A 16,712-nucleotide genomic window follows, 5' to 3' on the forward strand; every position below is an offset into this window, starting at 1 on the left:
CGCGTGTTTGGGGTTTTTTTTTTTTTTTTTTTTCTCCCCCCCCCCCCCCCCCCGGGGGGGGCGGCCCCCCCCCCCCCCCCCCCGCGGGGGCCCCCCCGCCTCAGCTGCCTCAACCTCTTACGAAAGAAATGTCGGAGCGCGTTGCCACCGACCCCACCCGGCCCTACGGGCCACCCTCCCCTCAAGGGGGAGGGATCACTCGCCGACCTTCTCGCCAAAACTCGAAAAGAACTGTCCGGCCAGTTTCTTCGATGTCGATTCGATCAGCCGGCTGCCGAGCTGGGCAATCTTTCCGCCGACATCAGCCTTGGCCGCATATCTGAGGATCGTCGCCTCCGGCCCATCGGCGGTCAGCGTCACATCGGCGCCGCCTTTGGCGAAGCCGGCGATGCCGCCCTTGCCCTCGCCCTGGATGGTGTAGGAATGCGGCGGGTTGAGATTCCTGAGCGTCACCTCGCCGTTGAACGTCGCCTTGATCGGGCCGATCTTGACCACCACGGTCGCCCCCATCTCAGTGTCCGACTTCTTTTCGAGGCTCTGGCAGCCCGGAATGGTCTGCCTCAGAACGTCGGGGTCGTTCAGCGCTTCCCACACCTTTTGCAGGGGTGCGGCGATGCGTTCCTCGCCTTCGATCACCAAAGCCATCAAAATCTCCCGGATACAAAATTGACAAACCCCGATCCCGTCTAGCGTGGGGCCCGATCTATGTCTATCGCACCAAAGTCCGGAATCGGATGGCGCGTGCCTCTTGCCTGCTCTCGCGCGTTGTCATATCGATTTGTCATACAAATACGGAGACCATGATGGCCGGCGCCCCCACGCAAAAAAAGAAATTTCGCTCGCAGGAGTGGTTCGACAATCCCGACAATCCGGGAATGACGGCGCTTTACCTTGAGCGCTACCTGAATTACGGGCTGACGCGTGCCGAGCTGATGTCGGGCAAGCCGCTGATCGGTATCGCCCAGACCGGCTCGGATCTGTCGCCCTGCAACCGCCATCATATCGAGTTGGCCAAGCGCGTGCGCGAGGGCATCGTCTCGATGGGCGGCATCCCTTTCGAGTTCCCGTGCCACCCGATCCAGGAGACCGGCAAACGCCCGACCGCGGCGCTCGACCGCAACCTTGCCTATCTCGGCCTGGTCGAGGTGCTCTACGGCTACCCGCTCGACGGCGTCGTGCTCACCATCGGCTGCGACAAGACGACGCCGGCCCTGCTGATGGCAGCGGCCACCGTCAACATTCCGGCTATCGCGCTGTCGGTCGGCCCGATGCTCAACGGCTGGCACAAGGGCAAGCGCACCGGCTCCGGCACCATCGTTTGGGAATCGCGCCAGCGCCTGTCGGCCGGCGAAATCGGCTATGACGAGTTCATGGACATCGTCGCCTCCTCGGCGCCGTCCACCGGCTATTGCAACACCATGGGCACCGCCACCACCATGAATTCCCTGGCCGAGGCGCTCGGCATGCAGCTGCCTGGCTCGGCCGCGATTCCCGCTCCCTATCGCGAGCGCGGCCAGATCGCCTATGAGACGGGAAAACGCATCGTCGACATGGTGCATGAGGACCTGAAGCCCTCCGACGTCATGACCCGGCAGGCCTTCGAAAACGCTATCGTCGTCAACTCGGCCATCGGCGGCTCGACCAACGCGCCGATCCATCTCAACGCCATCGCCCGCCATCTCGGCGTACCGCTCGACAATGACGACTGGCAGAAGGTCGGCCTCGAGATACCGCTCATCGTCAACCTGCAGCCGTCGGGCGAATATCTCGGCGAGGATTATCATCATGCCGGTGGCGTGCCCGCAGTGGTGGCCGAACTGATGAAGGCCGGGCTGTTGCCTCATCCCGACGCGATGACCGTCAACGGCAAGACGATCGGCGACAATTGCAATGGGGCCGTCAACGAGAATCTCGACGTCATCCGAACCGTCGCCGAGCCCCTGAAAGCCAATGCCGGCTTCATCAATCTTAGGGGTAATCTGTTCGATTCGGCGATCATGAAGACCAGCGGCATCTCGCCGGAATTCCGCGAGCGCTATCTGTCGAACCCGAAGGACCCCGAGGCCTTCGAAGGCAACGCCATGGTCTTCGACGGGCCAGAGGACTACCACGCCCGCATCGACGATCCGGCGCAAGGCATCGACGAGCACACGATCTTGTTCATGCGCGGCGCCGGCCCGATCGGTTATCCGGGTGGCGCCGAGGTCGTCAACATGCAGCCGCCGGCGCATCTCATCAAGAAGGGCATCCATGCGCTGGCCTGCATCGGCGACGGCCGCCAGTCGGGCACGTCGGGCTCGCCGTCGATCCTCAATGCCTCGCCCGAGGCCGCCATAGGCGGCGGGCTGGCGCTGCTGAAGACCGGCGACCGCGTCCGCATCGACCTGCGCAAGGGCACCGCCGACATTCTCGTCACCGACGACGAGATCACGCGCCGCCGCGCCGAGCTGCAGAACAATGGCGGCTATCAATACCCCCAACACCAGACGCCATGGCAGGAGATCCAGCGCGGCATGGTCGACCAGTTTTCCGAAGGAATGGTGCTGAAGCCGGCGGTGAAATACCAGGATGTGGCGCACACCAGCGGCGTGCCGCGGGACAATCACTGAACGCCGGAGCGCGGAAGCTCTCACAAGCGGCGGCTTGATCCGGACCAAGCCGCCGCGGACACGTCCATGCTCTACAAATAGCTGGTGATCTCGGGCGCTCGGTCCTGCCTGTCGCGCTTGCCATCCTCGTAGACGATCGGTGCTGCGGCAAGCTCCTCTTCGGTGACGTCGTCGAGGCAGGCGACGTTCACCGCCCAGAAATTCCCGCCCATGAAGTCGAGATAGCCGCGCGAGAGAAAATTCGCGCCGCAGTTCGGGCACATATAGTGGTTGATGTCGCCTTCCGGCCAGTTCGACGGCGTCGCCTTGTATTCCCGCATCCGGTCGCGGCCATCCGTCACCCGCACGGCCTCATAGGCCGCGAAGGATTTCCGGTAGCCGAGCTTCCAGCAGAAGCTGCAATTGCATTTGCGGATGCCCTCGGCGAGGTCGATATCGGCTTCGAAACGCACCGCGCCGCAATGGCAACTGCCGTGATAGGTCTTTTTCATCGTTTCCTCCCAGACGTGTTCTGGCTCCGCCAGACCGGCTGCCGGAGCCGGAGCATCCTTTGCCCCAAGCATGACGCTTGACAAGCGGGCGCGACAAATCCACGATCGTGGCAAGGGGTGCATCGCGACGACCCCGTGAGGCGTCAGCCCAACGTTCGCGTCCAAGCTTCTCTCTCAAGGAGGTGGACGCCATGCCGTCGACAACCGCTATCACTGTACCGCAACTATCCCGTCTGATTGGTCTGCCGGGCGCGCCCGCGATCATCGATGTTCGCATCGACGAGGACTACAGCGCCGATCCGCGCCTGCTGCCGGCCTCAAGCCGGCGTGATTTCAAAACCGTCTCGACCTGGGCACCTGAATTCGCCGGCAGCCGAGTGGCGGTCGTCTGCCAAAGAGGACACAAGCTCTCGCAAGGCGTGGCCGCATGGCTGCGGCATGAGGGCATCAGCGCCGAATCCCTCGAAGGCGGGTTCGAAGCCTGGCGCGATGCCAAGGGGCTTCTGGTTTACGCCGACAAGATGCCGCCCCGCGATGGAAAGGGCCGCACCGTATGGGTGACGCGGACCCGCCCGAAGGTCGATCGCATCGCCTGCCCCTGGCTGATCCGGCGCTTCATCGACCCGAGCGCCGTCTTCCTCTTTGTCGAGGCGGCCGAAGTGTCGGACGTTGCGGATCGCTTTCAGGCCGTGCCTTTCGACATCGACAATGTCTTCTGGACTCACCGGGGCGAGCGCTGCACCTTCGACACGATGATCGAAGAGTTCGGGCTTGAATCCGAGGCGCTCGATCGCTTGGCCACGATTGTGCGCGCGGCCGATACCGCACGCCTCGATCTGGTTCCCCAGGCAGCCGGATTCCTGGCCGCGTCGCTTGGCCTGTCGCGGATGTTTCGCGATGATCTGGAACAGCTGGAGGCAGGCATGCTGCTCTACGATGCGTTTTACCGATGGTGCCGCGACGCCACCGAGGAGACGCACAACTGGCCGAGCGCGAGCAAGCCATCATGAGCGAAACGGGGGCTTCGGGAAAAATGGCCGAGATCGTCGAAGCGCCGACTGCGCCAACCTTCCGCGAAGGCGTAAAACTCTGGGCGAAAATCGGCCTGCTCAGCTTCGGCGGGCCGGCCGGGCAGATCGCGCTCATGCACAAGGAATTGGTCGAGGAACGGCGTTGGATCGGCGAGCAACGTTTCCTGCATGCGTTGAACTACTGCATGCTGCTGCCCGGCCCCGAAGCCCAGCAACTCGCCATCTATATCGGCTGGCTCCTGCACCGGACGATCGGCGGCCTGGTCGCCGGCATCCTCTTCGTCGCGCCGGGCGCGCTTGTGATGCTCGCCTTGAGCATCCTCTATGCGCTGTATGGCGACACCCCCCTGGTCGAGGCGCTGTTTTTCGGGGTGAAAGCGGCCGTGCTTGCGATCGTGATCGAGGCGATGGTCCGGATCGGACGACGGGCCCTGAAGAACCGGGTCATGGTGTTGATCGCGCTCGCCGCCTTCATCGCCATCTATGCATTGAACCTGCCGTTTCCGCTCATCATCCTGCTTGCCGGCCTGGCAGGATGGATTGGAAACCGTATTGCGCCCGCCCTTTTTTCCGGCTCGGCGCACAGCAAAGACGCGGTTCCCGACATCAAGGGCGCGGTCGACCTGATGTTCGAGCGCGGCGAGCTGGCCCACACCAGGCCGACGCGATGGCATGCGCCGCGCATCATTGCGATCTGGCTGCCGATCTGGCTCGGGCCTGTGCTGCTGATCTGGGCGTTGACAGGATCTACCAGTGTGTGGACTGAGATCGGTGGGTTCTTCAGCGTCATGGCGGTCGTCACCTTCGGCGGCGCTTATGCGGTCCTTGCCTATGTCGCACAGGCAGCGGTCGAGTCCTTCGGCTGGCTCGCACCCGGTGAAATGGTCGATGGCCTCGGACTTGCCGAAACCACGCCCGGTCCGCTCATTCTGGTCCTGCAGTTCGTCGGCTTTCTTGCCGCGTTCCGCCAATCCGGATCGTTGAGCCCGCTGCTTGCCGGATCGCTTGGGGCGATGCTCACGCTGTGGGCCACGTTCACCCCTTGCTTCTTCTGGATATTCCTCGGTGCGCCCTACATCGAAGCCCTGCGTGGCAACAAGGCGCTGTCGGCGGCGCTGACCGCGATCACTGCCGCCGTCGTCGGCGTCATCATGAATCTCGCTCTGTGGTTCGGCTTGCACGTCATCTTCGGCGAAGTGCGCAACATCGGGTTTGGCATGGACGTGCCGGTGTTTTCATCCATCGACTGGGGTGCGGCGCTGCTGTCCTGTGCTGCCATGATCGCCATTCTGAAGCTGAAGATCGGCATGCTGCCGACGCTTGCGGGATCGGCCATCGCTGGCGTTTTGTTGCTGGCAGCGAGCGGTTAATGCATGTCGCGCAAAAGTGTGCAGCGGTTTTGCGATAAACGACATGCATAAAACAACCACCTAGAGCGCTTCGCATGCGGCCGGTCAAACGCGACGCGCTTTAGGTGGCTGCGTGCGGCGGCGCTTCGCTGCGGTTTTGGGCATTCGGATAGGAACATCATGGCGAAACGGCGCTCCTCCCTAGGCTTCCTCGGAATGTTCGGCCGCTCAGGTGACCTCAGACAACTCGACGCCGCGTTACGCGGCTTCGACCTTCATCCCGCCCTTGTGCCGGAAGGAGCAAAGCTCACCATCATCAATCTGATGAAGGATCACTGGCCCGACGAGCCGCCACCACAAGCCTATCCACCGGTGGCGCAGCTGCTTGGCTATTGTGTTGCCGGGCCGGAAGCATTCGAGCAATCCAACGGCCTTCAACAGAGGCTGGATGCGGAGCGCCGGATCGAGGCGGCACTTGAGGTCGGCGACAGCTTCGATGCGCAAATCATACTGATGACGCTGCATGCCAAGCTGATCAATGGCGAGGTCGTCGAGCGCTACGGGTTGAGGGCGGACTGACCGCTTTGACGAGAAGCGTTGTCAGCCGCCCATGCCGCTGCGCGGCAGATGGATAAGATTGCCGAAGCGGGCGCGCAGCTTGTCGTCGACCGGCTTCGGCACGTGGCGCGGGAAGCGCTCGGCGAGGATGCGTTTCTTCTCGATGATCGCCCGCTGCAAGATGTCGGGCCTGCCTTTCTCGTTCCACTCCTTCGGCGAAAAGCGGTCGCCGACCGCCGGATAGAAATATTCCGTCTGCATCAGCCGCAGCGTCTGCTCATTGCCCAGATAGTGACCCGGCCCCTTCAGGCAGACCTCGGCGATGGTGTCTATCGACAGCGACTCATCGGTCACCTCAATGCCGCGCACGCAGCGCAGGCAATGGCCGAGCATGTCGTTGTCGATGATCAGGCTTTCCAGGCAGAAACCGAGCAGCGAGGCGTGCATGCCGGCCGATTCGTAGACAAGGTTGAGGCCGGCAAGGCCGGCCATCACATCGGTGATGCCCTTTTCGTAACCGGACTGGATATCCGGCAGTTTCGAATCCGTCATGCCGGCGGCCGAACCGCCCGGCAGGTCGTAGAATTGCGCCATCTGAGCGCAGGCAGCGGTCAGCACCGCTTGCTCGGCCGAGCCGCCCGACATGGCGCCGGTCCTGAGGTCCGAGACGAACGGCCAGGTGCCGAAGATCGCCGGATGCCCGGGTTTGATGGCGTTGACGTAGACAAGGCCGGCGAGCACCTCGGCCACGGCTTGCACCACCGCTCCGGCAATCGCCGCCGGCGCTGTGGCGCCCGCCTGGCCGGCCGACAGCAATAGGATCGGGATGCCGCCTTCGACGCAGGCCTCGAGCACGCCGCAGGCATCCTCGGCGAATTTCATCGGCGGTACGACAAAACAGTTCGAATTGGAGACGAAAGGCCGCGCGCGAAAATTCTCTTCGCCGCCGGCAATCGCATAGAGCATGTCGAGCGCTGGCCTGACGTTCTCACGCACCGTGAAGGACGTGCCGACATGCTTCGACGTGCCCATCACGCAGGCGTAGAGCGTGTTGAAATCCATGTCGAGCGGATCGGGAATATCCCGCGGCACCATCGGCCGCTGGAAGAAATGGATGTTGTCGAGCCCTTCGACGATGCGGGCGGCATCATAGATGTCCTGCAGCAGCGACTCGCGATAACAGCGCTTCTCGACGTCGACCAGATGCACTGCGGCGCCCGCCGTGCCGTAATGCACGCGCTTACCCTGGATCAGCATGTCGTGCTTGGGATCCTGGCCATGCAGGGTGAAGTGGCGGGCGGCCTTCTTGATGGTGTCGAGGACGAGCGCGCGGGGAAAGCGAATGCGGCCGTCCTCGCCGAGGGTGGCGCCAGCCTTGGTCAGCGCCTCGATGCAGGATGGGATGGCATTGGCGAAGCCGACCGTTTCAAGCAGCGTCAGCACCGCTTCGTGGATGCGCTCGCGGTCGTTTTCGCCGAGCGGCCCGTAGCTTCCGCCCTCGAGGCCGGCGCGCACCGGCTTGATATCGTCGGCAAGTGGCGCCGCCCGCATGGCGCGGCGCGCCTCGCGCCCGCCGGAACGCCGCGAACGTTGGTCCGAGGGCGTATCCGGCTTCTCAACAGCCACTGACATGGGAGGCACTCCACTTTAGTTGCGAAGCGGGCGGCGGTGGTTGGTCCACCATCGGCCTGCTTCGTCCCCTTATGCCGCGAACTATGCCGCCGGCATTGGCACAGCCTATGAGCCAGACGGTCCCGTCACATATACCAGAGCGCTAAAGAATGGCGTCCGGTCTCTGTCACGGCCCGAGCGAGGCCTCAAGCCGCGGCCGGCCTGCGTCCGGCCGCCGTCGCCAGTTCGCGGATGCCGGGCTCGATGTGCTGCAGCGCAATCGAGGAGATGCCGAGCCGCATGAAGCGCGACGGTTTTTCGGTGCGGTCGAAGAAACGGTCGCCCGGCTCGATGATGACGCTGCGCGAAGCGGCGGCCTCGGCCAGCCCACGCGAATCGGTGCCGCGCGGCCCCTCGAGCCAGAGCGACGCGCCGCCGGCGGAATCGGTCGAGCGCCACTCCGGCAGGAAGGCGGAAATCGCATGGATCAGACGCTTACGCCGCTCGTCGAAGGCGCTCGACAGCCGCCGCACCAGCGCCTCGTGATGGCCAAGCGACAGGAACAGCGCGACCGCGCGCTGGTTGTTGGCCGGCGGATGACGCAGCATGAACCGGCGCAGCGCGCGAAGCTCGGAGATTAGCCCGGCCGAGGCGACGATGTAGCCGAGCCGCAGGCCCGGAGCCAGCGTCTTCGACATCGAGCCGACATAGATGACGCGGCCGGAACGGTCGAGGCTCTTCAGCGCCTGCTGCGGCGCTTCGTCCAGAAGCTGGCTGTCATAGCCATCCTCGATGATGATCTGGTTGTGGCGGTTGGCGCGCGCCAAAAGATCCTGCCGGCGCTCCGCCGACAGCGGCACCATGGTCGGGCAATGGTGGCTGGGCGTCACGAAGACGAAGCCGGAATCGTTGGGAATAGAAGCGGTTACGATGCCGGAATGGTCGACCGGGACCGGTGTGACGTCGGCGCCCGCCAGCCGGAAGATCGAGCGTGCGTCGGGATAGCCGGGGTCTTCCATGGCCACCTTGGAGCCCTTGGTCATCAGCAGCGTCGCCAGCATATAGAGTGCGTTCTGCGCGCCGAGCGTGACGATGATCTCGTCCGGGTTGGCGAAGATGCCGCGCCGCGGCAACAGCCGCGCCTGGATCTGCTCGATCAAGAGCGGGTCGTCGCGGTCGACCATGTCGGATGCCCAGTTGCGGATCTCGAGCACGGCGAGCGCCATGCGGTTGCACTCGCGCCATTCGGCGGTCGGGAACAGTGCCGGATCGAACTGGCCATAGACGAAGGGGTAGGACGACTTGATCCAGTTGTCGTGCTTGGCCGGCGGCGGCATGTCGCTGGCGGCGATTTGACGGCGCGCCTTCCAGTCGATCTCATTGGCCTGGTCGGGCGCCTTCTGGTGCGGTTTGGCCGGCGTCGCCAGCACGTCCGGATTGACGAAATGGCCGCGCCGTTCGCGCGCCACCAGGAAACCCTGGTCGACGAGTTGCTGGAAGGCCAGCACCACGGTGCCGCGCGCCACGCCGAGTTTCTCGGCCAGGATCCGGCAGGACGGAAGCGGCATCGAGGCGGCGATTTGCCGGTCGAGGATGGCGGCGACGATCGCTTGACGGATCTGCGCCTGCAGAGTTTGGCCGGATTCCGCCGAAATCCGGAACAGGCCGGACCATATGGCCGTGTCGTTTCGCTGTGGCATGGGAGATGTTCCTCGATGGCCAGCTTTTTTCACTTGGCTGGACCAGTCGAATGTACCGGTGGCACAAGCTGTTGCGCCAATCAATTTTTCTGATCACTGCGATTTACGCCAGTGATCCTTCCCCCGCGTGACGCATCGCGTCATCGCGGCGTGACGTAACGCGCCATTGCCGGCGTGACGCAGTGCGTCATCGCTGCGCATTGAAACCGGCGGAGTTCAACTAGATAGTTTGGACGCGACGACACGCGCCGGAAACATCCGGTCTGTTATGCTGGCATCTCAAGGCTCGGAGTGAGGCAGTGGATCAATCGTCCTTTCAAAAACAGCTCGACGCCCTGCGCGATCACCGTACGGCCAAATCGGGCAGCATGCGCGAGGCTTTCGCCGCCGATCCGCAGCGCTTCGAAAAATTCTCCGCCACCGACGGCGACCTGCTGCTCGATTGGTCGAAATGCGCGGTCGATGCGCAGACGATGGATCTGCTGGAGAAGCTGGCGGAAGCCGCCGATCTCGAAGGCCGGCGCGCCGCGATGTTTTCGGGCAAGAAGATCAACGTCACCGAAGGCCGCGCCGTGCTGCACACTGCGCTGCGCAACCTGAACGGCAAGGGCATCATCCTCGACGGGCAGGACGTAAAGGCGGAGGTTGTCGCCGTGCTCGACGCGATGGGCGCCTTTGCCGATGCCGTGCGCTCCGGCAAGGCGGCCGGCGCCACCGGCAAGAAGATCACCGACATCGTCAACATCGGCATCGGAGGGTCCGACCTTGGCCCGGCCATGGCGACGCTGGCGCTGGCGCCCTATCACGACGGGCCGCGCACGCATTACGTGTCCAACATCGACGGCGCCCATATCCACGACACGCTGAAGGGCCTCTCCGCCGAAACCACGCTGTTCATCGTCGCTTCGAAGACCTTCACCACGATCGAGACGATGACCAATGCCGAGACGGCGCGCGAATGGGTGCAGAAGGCGCTCGGCAAGGAAGCGGTCGGCAAGCATTTCGCCGCTGTCTCGACAGCGCTCGACCTGGTGGCCAAATTCGGCATCGCGCCAGACCGCGTCTTCGGCTTCTGGGACTGGGTCGGCGGACGCTATTCGGTCTGGGGCGCGATCGGCCTGCCGGTGATGATCGCGGTCGGCCCGAAGAATTTTCGCGCCTTTCTCGATGGTGCGCACGCGATGGACGAACATTTCCAGACGGCGCCGCTGGCCAGGAACCTGCCGGCGCTGATGGGATTGATCGGCTGGTGGCATCGGGTGATCTGCCAATACCCCGCCCGCGCCGTCATTCCCTACGACCAGCGTCTGTCCAGGCTGCCGGCCTATCTGCAGCAGCTCGATATGGAATCGAACGGCAAGAGCGTCACCCTCGACGGCGGCGCCGTGACCACGCCGACCGGCCCACTGGTCTGGGGCGAGCCCGGCACCAACGGCCAGCATGCCTTCTTCCAGCTGCTGCACCAGGGCACCGATTTCATCCCGGTCGAATTCCTCGCAGCGGCCATCGGCCATGAGCCGGATCTCAAGCATCACCACGATCTGCTGCTCGCCAACTGCCTGGCGCAGTCGGAGGCCTTCATGAAGGGCCGCACGCTGGAGGAAGCGCGCGCGCAGATGCTGGCAAAGGGCATGGCGCCCGCCGAAGTCGACAGGATCGCCCCGCACCGCGTCTTCTCCGGCAACCGGCCCTCGGTGACGATCCTCTACAGACAACTCGATCCGCATACGTTCGGACGGCTGATCGCGCTCTATGAGCACCGCGTCTTCGTCGAAGGCACGCTCTTCAACATCAATTCCTTCGACCAATGGGGCGTCGAACTCGGCAAGGAACTGGCGACCGGGCTGCTGCCTGTCGTGGAAGGCAAGGAGAATGCCGCAAAGCGGGACGCTTCGACCGCCGGACTGGTGGGACACATCCACCGACTGCGCGGATCGGAGTAAGCGGCTTGGCCGAGATCAAAGGAATATTGTTCGACAAGGACGGCACGCTTGTCGACTTCAACGCAACCTGGCTCGGCGTTGCCGATTTCATGGCGATGGATGCATCGGAGGGCGACCGCTGGAAGGCCGACAGGCTGCTTGCCGCGGCGGGCTACGATTTCGCCACCAAACGCTTCAAGCCCGACTCCATCTTTGCCTCCGGCACCAACATGGATGTCGTCGAGCTTTGGTTTCCGCGCCTGTCGGACGAAGACCAGATGCTCGCCGTCGCCCGCTTCAACGAGATCACCTCCATGCAGGGCTCGGCGATGGCGGTGGCGCTGCCGGGCATCGTCGAGACGCTTGGCGTTCTTCACAGGAAATCCTACCGGCTCGGCGTCGCCACCAACGATTCGACCACTGGCGCGGAAAAGACATTGCTGACGCTGGGCGTCGCGCAGCTGTTCGACGCCGCCTATGGTTACGATGCGGTGGCCAATCCGAAACCGGCGCCGGATACGATCCTCGCCTTCTCGGACCTGACCGGCCTGAGGCCGGCCGCGATCGCCGTGGTCGGTGACAATCGCCACGATCTGGAGATGGCGCGGGCCGGCGGCTGCGGTTTGGCGATCGGCGTACTCTCCGGCACCGGCACGCGGGAATCGCTGTCGCAGATCGCCGACGTCATTTTGGATTCCGTAGCCGACCTGCCCGACTTTCTTTCGGCAAGAGTCAAGGAGACGACCTGAACTCGCAGGGCTACTCCGGCTCGAACGAGAAGACACCGCTCGGCTTCATTGCGGCGTCCCAGACTTCGCCGACATCCGGCACGCGGTACTCGGCCAGCAGGCGGAGCCGCGAGCGGGGCAGGTAGGCCCGGCCCGGGTCGCCGATCAGCACATTGATGCCGGCGGCAAGGCAGCGGTCGAGGAACGGGATGACCCGGTCGGCGAGATCTTGCCCGTAAAACAAGTCGCCGGCCACCACGACATCCACCGGCGGCGGCGGACCAGCGGTGATGTCCTCGCCGACGACCGTGATTGCGACGCCGTTCGCCGCCGCATTGAGACCGAGCGCGGCGACGCCGTTGAGGTCGATCTCGGACGCGATCACTTCGCGCGCTCCGGCCTTTGCCGCGGCGATGCCGACGAGGCCCGACCCGGCGCCGAGGTCGAGCACGCGAAGCCCGGCCACGGTCGCCGGCCAATCGAGAATGTAGCGGGCAAGCACCGCGCCGCCGGCCCAGGCATAGGCCCAGTAAGGTGGCTGCGGCTCAGGCCCGTCCTCGTCAGCTTCGGTTCCTTCTTCTTCCGGCTCGGCTGCTCGTCCTTGTGGATGTGTGAGCCGCCACAGACCGCTCGCGGGATGGGCTGCATAAAGCCGGATTTCGGGAAGTGCCGAAACAGGGGCGATACGCATGTTCGCCTTGATGAATGTCAGCGGATCGGGACGGGAAAGCGTGTCCGCCGTGTCATCGACAGTAAGGCAATCGCCCAAATTATACCTATCCCCGTAACGCCCGCCGCAGGATCTTGCCCACCGGCGTCTTCGGCAGTTCGGTCCGAAACTCGATGTATTTTGGCCGCTTGTAGCCGGTCAGGTTCTCGCGGCAATAGACGGTCAGCACCTCAACGGTCAGCAACGGATCCTTCTTGACGACGAACAGCTTCGGCACTTCGCCTGAATGCTCGTCCGGCACACCGATCGCCGCCACTTCGAGCACGCCTGGATGCAGGGCCACGACTTCCTCGAGTTCGTTCGGATAGACGTTGAAGCCGGACACAAGGATCATGTCCTTCTTGCGGTCGACGATCTTGGTGTAGCCGCGCTCGTCCATGAAGCCCATGTCGCCCGACTTGAAGAAACCATCCTTGGTCATCACCTTGGCGGTCTCGTCCGGCCGGTTCCAGTAACCGGCCATCACTTGCGGTCCGCGTATGCAGACCTCGCCGACTTCGCCGAGCGGCAAATCGTTGCCGTCGTCGTCGCGGATGGCGATCTCGGTCGAGGGCAGCGGCAGGCCGATCGTGCCGGTGAAGGTGCCATTGCTGAATGTGTTGGCGGTGGCCACCGGCGAGGTTTCCGAAAGCCCGTAGCCCTCGGTGACCGGGCAGCCGGTCAACGCCTTCCAGCGTTCGGCGACACCCTTCTGCACCGCCATGCCGCCACCCAGCGTCAGGATCAGCGGCTTGAAGTCCAGCTTGCGGAAATCCTCATTGTTGAGCAGCGCGTTGAACAGCGTGTTGAGGCCTGGAAAGATGTGGATTGGGTATTTGCCGAGTTGCTTGACGAAGCCGGGAATGTCGCGCGGATTGGGAATGAGTATGTTCTGGCCGCCGAGCTGCATGCCCATCAGTGCGTTCACCGTCAGCGCGAAGATATGATAGAGCGGCAGCGCGCAGATGAAGTTGAGATGCGCCGGTTTCGGCTTGACCGTGAAGGCATCCTCGATCCACAGCGCGTTCTGCGCGACATTGGCCAGCACGTTGCTGTGCAGCAGCACCGCGCCCTTCGAGATGCCGGTGGTGCCGCCGGTATATTGCAGGAATGCGACATCGTCGGCAGCGACCTTCACCGGCTTGAAATTCATGCCGGCGCCTGCTTTCAGCGCGGCGTTGAACTTGACATGGCCCGGCAGCGACCAGGCCGGCACCATCTTCTTCACGCGGCGCACGACGAGATTGACGATCGTCCCTTTCAGGCCGCCAAGCATGTCGCCCATCGCCGCGACCACGACATGCTTGACCGCCGTTTTGGCGATCACCGCCTGCAGGGTGTTGGCGAAATTCTCGAGAATGACGATGGCTTGCGCGCCGGAATCCTTGAGCTGATGTTCCAGCTCGCGCGGCGTGTAGAGCGGGTTGACATTGACCACGACATAGCCGGCACGCAGCACTGCCATCATCGCCACTGGATATTGCAGCACGTTCGGCATCATTAGCGCCACGCGTGCGCCCTTGGGCAATCCCGTCGACTGCAGATAGGCGCCGAAGGCGGCCGATTGCCGCTCGACGTCCGCATAGGTGATGGTCTTGCCCATGCAGGTGAAGGCGGGCCGACTGGCATACTGCTTGCAGACGTCGGCGAGCAGATCGCCGATGGAGCCGCAGGGCAGGGCGCCGATCTCGGCAGGAACGACCTTCGGATAGCTCTTGAGCCAAGGCTTTTCAGGCGATCCGGCGCCAACCGCTTTCGGCAATCTCTTGGCCGGACCCGGCTTCGACGCCGATGTAGCCGATGTCGGTGCCGCTTTCGGCTTGGCAACGGCTTTGGCCGTAGGCGCCTTTGGCTTGTCGGAGCTGGCCGGTTTTGCGGCAGTTTTGGCCTTCGCTTTCGCTGGGGCCGTTGTCCTTGGTGCTTTTGCCACCTGTCCCTCCCTCGGTTGTTCTTATTGTGCTTGCCTGCCGCGTTGCCTCCGAATGAAAAGAGACGTCCTCCGCTGCTGCCGGCATCCAGGAAATCCAGCCTGCCATCTATGTATTGCGACTATCGGCAGCCGTGCAAGTCTGACCCTGCCGCAAGACGGGAAAGAAATCTTCCGTGCCAATGACAAGCCGATGGTCGTGGTTCCTCACCAACGCCGGGTTGAAGATCAATAAAAAAAATGCAGTCGGCAATAATACCGTGATCGGCAGAAATTAACATTTCCTTCTCTTTTTTTGCGGACATGAAGAATTAAATTCTGCTTCCCGTGGGGTAGGCAAACGGGGTGTTCCAAAGCCGGAAAAACGGTGCTTATATGCGCGCTTCGCGAGCCTGATAGAGGGGCTTGGAAGAACATCAGGGAGTCCTCCATGAAAAAGAAACTGACTTTTGCGGCCGCGTTGCTGGCCGCAAGCGTCCTCGGCGGCATGGCCAATGCGAAACAGCTGGTCTACTGCTCGGAGGCGTCGCCGGCCGGCTTCGACCCGTCGCCGTGGAGCGGTGGCAACGACTTCGACGCGTCGTCGCGCACCATCTATTCGCGCCTGGTCGAGTTCGAACACGGCAAGACCACCATCACACCCGGCCTCGCCGAGAGCTGGACGGTTTCCGACGATGGTCTCGAATACACGTTCAAGCTTCGGCCGGGCGTGAAGTTCCAGACCACCGACTATTTCACGCCGACGCGCGATCTCAACGCCGACGACGTGATCTTCTCCTTCGAACGCCAGTGGAAGAAGGAAAATCCGTGGTTCGACTATCTGGCAGGCACCGGCTGGGAATATTTTGCCGGCATGGGCTTCCCGGATCTTCTCAAGGAAATCGTCAAGGTCGACGACCTGACGGTGAAATTTGTGCTGAACAAGCCTGAAGTCGCTTTCCTGCCGGACCTCGGCATGGATTTCGCTTCGATCGTCTCCAAGGAATATGCCGACCAGCTCGACAAAGCCGGCACCAGGCAGCAATTCACCCAGAAGCCGATCGGCACTGGTCCGTTCCAGTTCGTCGACTACCAGGTCGATGCCGTCATCCGCTATGCGGCATGGGACGGCTACTATGGCGGTCGCCAGAAGATCGACGATCTGATCTTCGCCATCACGACCGATCCGGCCGTGCGGGCGCAGAAGCTGAAGGCAGGCGAGTGCGATATCATGTCGTACCCGGCGCCGGCCGACATCGCCGGCCTGCAGGCTGACCCAAACCTCAAGGTCGACGAGCAGGAAGGCCTGAACATCGGCTACATGGCCTACAACACGACGCAGCCGCCGTTCGACAAAGTGGAGGTCCGCAAGGCCCTCAACATGGCCGTCAACAAGCAGGCCATTCTCGATGCGGTCTATCAAGGCGCTGGCCAGGCGGCCATAAACCCGATCCCGCCGACGATGTGGTCCTATAACAAGGACATCAAGGACGATCCGTACGATCCCGACGCGGCCAAAAAGATGCTGACTGATGCCGGCGTCACGGATCTCTCGATGAAGATCTGGGCAATGCCGGTCAGCCGCCCGTACAATCCGAACGCCAAAAGAGTCGCGGAACTGATCCAGGCCGACTATGCCAAGATCGGCGTGAAGGCCGAGATCGTCAGCTACGAATGGACCGAGTATCGCGAACGCGGCAAGCAGAAGGATCGTGACGGCGCCTTCCAGCTCGGCTGGACCGGCGACAATGGCGATCCGGACAACTTCCTGTTCCTGCTCGGCTGCGATGCCATCGGCCAGTCCAACTATGCGATCTGGTGCAATCAGGAGTTCGAGGCTCTGCTGCAGAAGGGCAAGGCAACCACGGACGTCGCCGAGCGCACCAAGATCTACGAGGAAGCTCAGGTCGTGTTCAAGCGTGAGGCCCCGTGGCTGACCATCGCCCATTCCAAGGTCTTCATGCCGATGAACAAGAAGGTTTCGGGCTTCGTCATGGATCCGCTCGGCATTCATCGGTTTGACGGCGTCGACGTCACCGAATAACTCCTGAGAAATTGGACGGCGGCGCTGGACTTCCGGCGCCGCCGTTCTATGAAG

Annotated in this window: 13 protein-coding genes; 7 read left to right on the forward strand and 6 right to left on the reverse strand. The window is 63.1% G+C overall.

The genetic code is table 11. The features are described 5' to 3' along the window. Positions 1 to 195: 195 nt before the first annotated feature. Entirely contained in the window at positions 196 to 645 is a 450-nt protein-coding gene (locus AC0L25_RS01660) for an SRPBCC family protein (RefSeq protein ID WP_473593916.1), read from the reverse strand. Positions 646 to 803: 158 nt separating this feature from the next. On the opposite strand from AC0L25_RS01660, the gene AC0L25_RS01665 reads away from it, so the two are divergent. Then, positions 804 to 2,609, forward strand: a complete 1,806-nt coding sequence (locus AC0L25_RS01665; RefSeq protein WP_473593917.1) for an IlvD/Edd family dehydratase — start codon at positions 804 to 806, stop codon at positions 2,607 to 2,609. Between the two features lie 71 nt (positions 2,610 to 2,680). Here AC0L25_RS01665 and AC0L25_RS01670 read toward each other — a convergent pair whose 3' ends face one another. Next, the gene (locus AC0L25_RS01670) at positions 2,681 to 3,100 is read right to left on the reverse strand and encodes a GFA family protein (RefSeq protein ID WP_473593918.1); all 420 of its coding nucleotides are present in this window, start codon (positions 3,098 to 3,100) and stop codon (positions 2,681 to 2,683) included. Between the two features lie 191 nt (positions 3,101 to 3,291). Between AC0L25_RS01670 and AC0L25_RS01675 the strand changes: the two genes are divergently transcribed. The 3 genes from AC0L25_RS01675 to AC0L25_RS01685 all read left to right on the forward strand — a co-directional run bounded on the left by AC0L25_RS01675 (position 3,292) and on the right by AC0L25_RS01685 (position 6,059). Beyond that, positions 3,292 to 4,110, forward strand: coding sequence for a chromate resistance protein ChrB domain-containing protein (locus AC0L25_RS01675; protein WP_473593976.1), 819 nt, complete (start codon positions 3,292 to 3,294; stop codon positions 4,108 to 4,110). Further along, positions 4,107 to 5,501 carry a chromate efflux transporter gene (gene chrA / locus AC0L25_RS01680; protein WP_473593919.1) on the forward strand — a complete coding sequence of 465 codons (1,395 nt, stop codon included), beginning with the start codon at positions 4,107 to 4,109 and terminating at the stop codon, positions 5,499 to 5,501. The genes AC0L25_RS01675 and chrA overlap by 4 nt, the downstream gene beginning before the upstream one ends. Before the next feature lie 159 nt (positions 5,502 to 5,660). After that, entirely contained in the window at positions 5,661 to 6,059 is a 399-nt protein-coding gene (locus AC0L25_RS01685) for a hypothetical protein (RefSeq protein WP_473593920.1), read from the forward strand. Positions 6,060 to 6,080: 21 nt separating this feature from the next. On the opposite strand, the gene AC0L25_RS01690 is transcribed toward AC0L25_RS01685, so the two are convergent. Continuing rightward, positions 6,081 to 7,670, reverse strand: a complete 1,590-nt coding sequence (locus AC0L25_RS01690) for a trimethylamine methyltransferase family protein (RefSeq protein ID WP_473593921.1) — start codon at positions 7,668 to 7,670, stop codon at positions 6,081 to 6,083. 185 nt (positions 7,671 to 7,855) lie between these two features. Further along, positions 7,856 to 9,349: a MocR-like pyridoxine biosynthesis transcription factor PdxR gene (gene pdxR / locus AC0L25_RS01695; protein WP_352958566.1), complete on the reverse strand. Its 1,494-nt coding sequence runs from the start codon at positions 9,347 to 9,349 to the stop codon at positions 7,856 to 7,858. 299 nt (positions 9,350 to 9,648) lie between these two features. Here pdxR and pgi point away from each other — a divergent pair, with 299 nt between their 5' ends. Together pgi and AC0L25_RS01705 are read left to right on the forward strand one after the other, a co-directional pair. Next, a complete protein-coding gene (gene pgi / locus AC0L25_RS01700) occupies positions 9,649 to 11,292 on the forward strand; it encodes a glucose-6-phosphate isomerase (RefSeq protein WP_473593922.1) in 1,644 nt (547 codons plus the stop codon). 5 nt (positions 11,293 to 11,297) lie between these two features. Then, positions 11,298 to 12,020 (forward strand): HAD family hydrolase, encoded by a 723-nt coding sequence (locus AC0L25_RS01705; protein ID WP_473593923.1) that lies wholly within the window; start codon positions 11,298 to 11,300, stop codon positions 12,018 to 12,020. A 10-nt stretch (positions 12,021 to 12,030) separates the two neighbouring features. Here AC0L25_RS01705 and AC0L25_RS01710 read toward each other — a convergent pair whose 3' ends face one another. Further along, positions 12,031 to 12,768: a class I SAM-dependent methyltransferase gene (locus AC0L25_RS01710; protein WP_473593924.1), complete on the reverse strand. Its 738-nt coding sequence runs from the start codon at positions 12,766 to 12,768 to the stop codon at positions 12,031 to 12,033. A 7-nt stretch (positions 12,769 to 12,775) separates the two neighbouring features. After that, a complete protein-coding gene (locus AC0L25_RS01715) occupies positions 12,776 to 14,638 on the reverse strand; it encodes a long-chain-fatty-acid--CoA ligase (protein ID WP_473593925.1) in 1,863 nt (620 codons plus the stop codon). A gap of 427 nt (positions 14,639 to 15,065) precedes the next feature. Here AC0L25_RS01715 and AC0L25_RS01720 point away from each other — a divergent pair, with 427 nt between their 5' ends. Beyond that, positions 15,066 to 16,658, forward strand: a complete 1,593-nt coding sequence (locus AC0L25_RS01720; RefSeq protein WP_287087514.1) for an ABC transporter substrate-binding protein — start codon at positions 15,066 to 15,068, stop codon at positions 16,656 to 16,658. The last annotated feature ends 54 nt before the right edge of the window (positions 16,659 to 16,712 follow it).

The sequence above is a fragment of the Mesorhizobium sp. WSM4813 genome (genome assembly GCF_055811555.1).

Excerpts from the sequence above, each read along its gene's own strand:
- AC0L25_RS01690 (WP_473593921.1), bottom strand. The coding sequence starts at position 7,670 with ATGTCAGTGGCTGTTGAGAAGCCGGATACGCCCTCGGACCAACGTTCG.
- AC0L25_RS01675 (WP_473593976.1), top strand. The coding sequence starts at position 3,292 with ATGCCGTCGACAACCGCTATCACTGTACCGCAACTATCCCGTCTGATT.
- AC0L25_RS01665 (WP_473593917.1), top strand. The coding sequence starts at position 804 with ATGGCCGGCGCCCCCACGCAAAAAAAGAAATTTCGCTCGCAGGAGTGG.
- chrA (WP_473593919.1), top strand. The coding sequence starts at position 4,107 with ATGAGCGAAACGGGGGCTTCGGGAAAAATGGCCGAGATCGTCGAAGCG.
- pdxR (WP_352958566.1), bottom strand. The coding sequence starts at position 9,349 with ATGCCACAGCGAAACGACACGGCCATATGGTCCGGCCTGTTCCGGATT.
- AC0L25_RS01685 (WP_473593920.1), top strand. The coding sequence starts at position 5,661 with ATGGCGAAACGGCGCTCCTCCCTAGGCTTCCTCGGAATGTTCGGCCGC.
- AC0L25_RS01660 (WP_473593916.1), bottom strand. The coding sequence starts at position 645 with ATGGCTTTGGTGATCGAAGGCGAGGAACGCATCGCCGCACCCCTGCAA.
- AC0L25_RS01670 (WP_473593918.1), bottom strand. The coding sequence starts at position 3,100 with ATGAAAAAGACCTATCACGGCAGTTGCCATTGCGGCGCGGTGCGTTTC.
- AC0L25_RS01720 (WP_287087514.1), top strand. The coding sequence starts at position 15,066 with ATGAAAAAGAAACTGACTTTTGCGGCCGCGTTGCTGGCCGCAAGCGTC.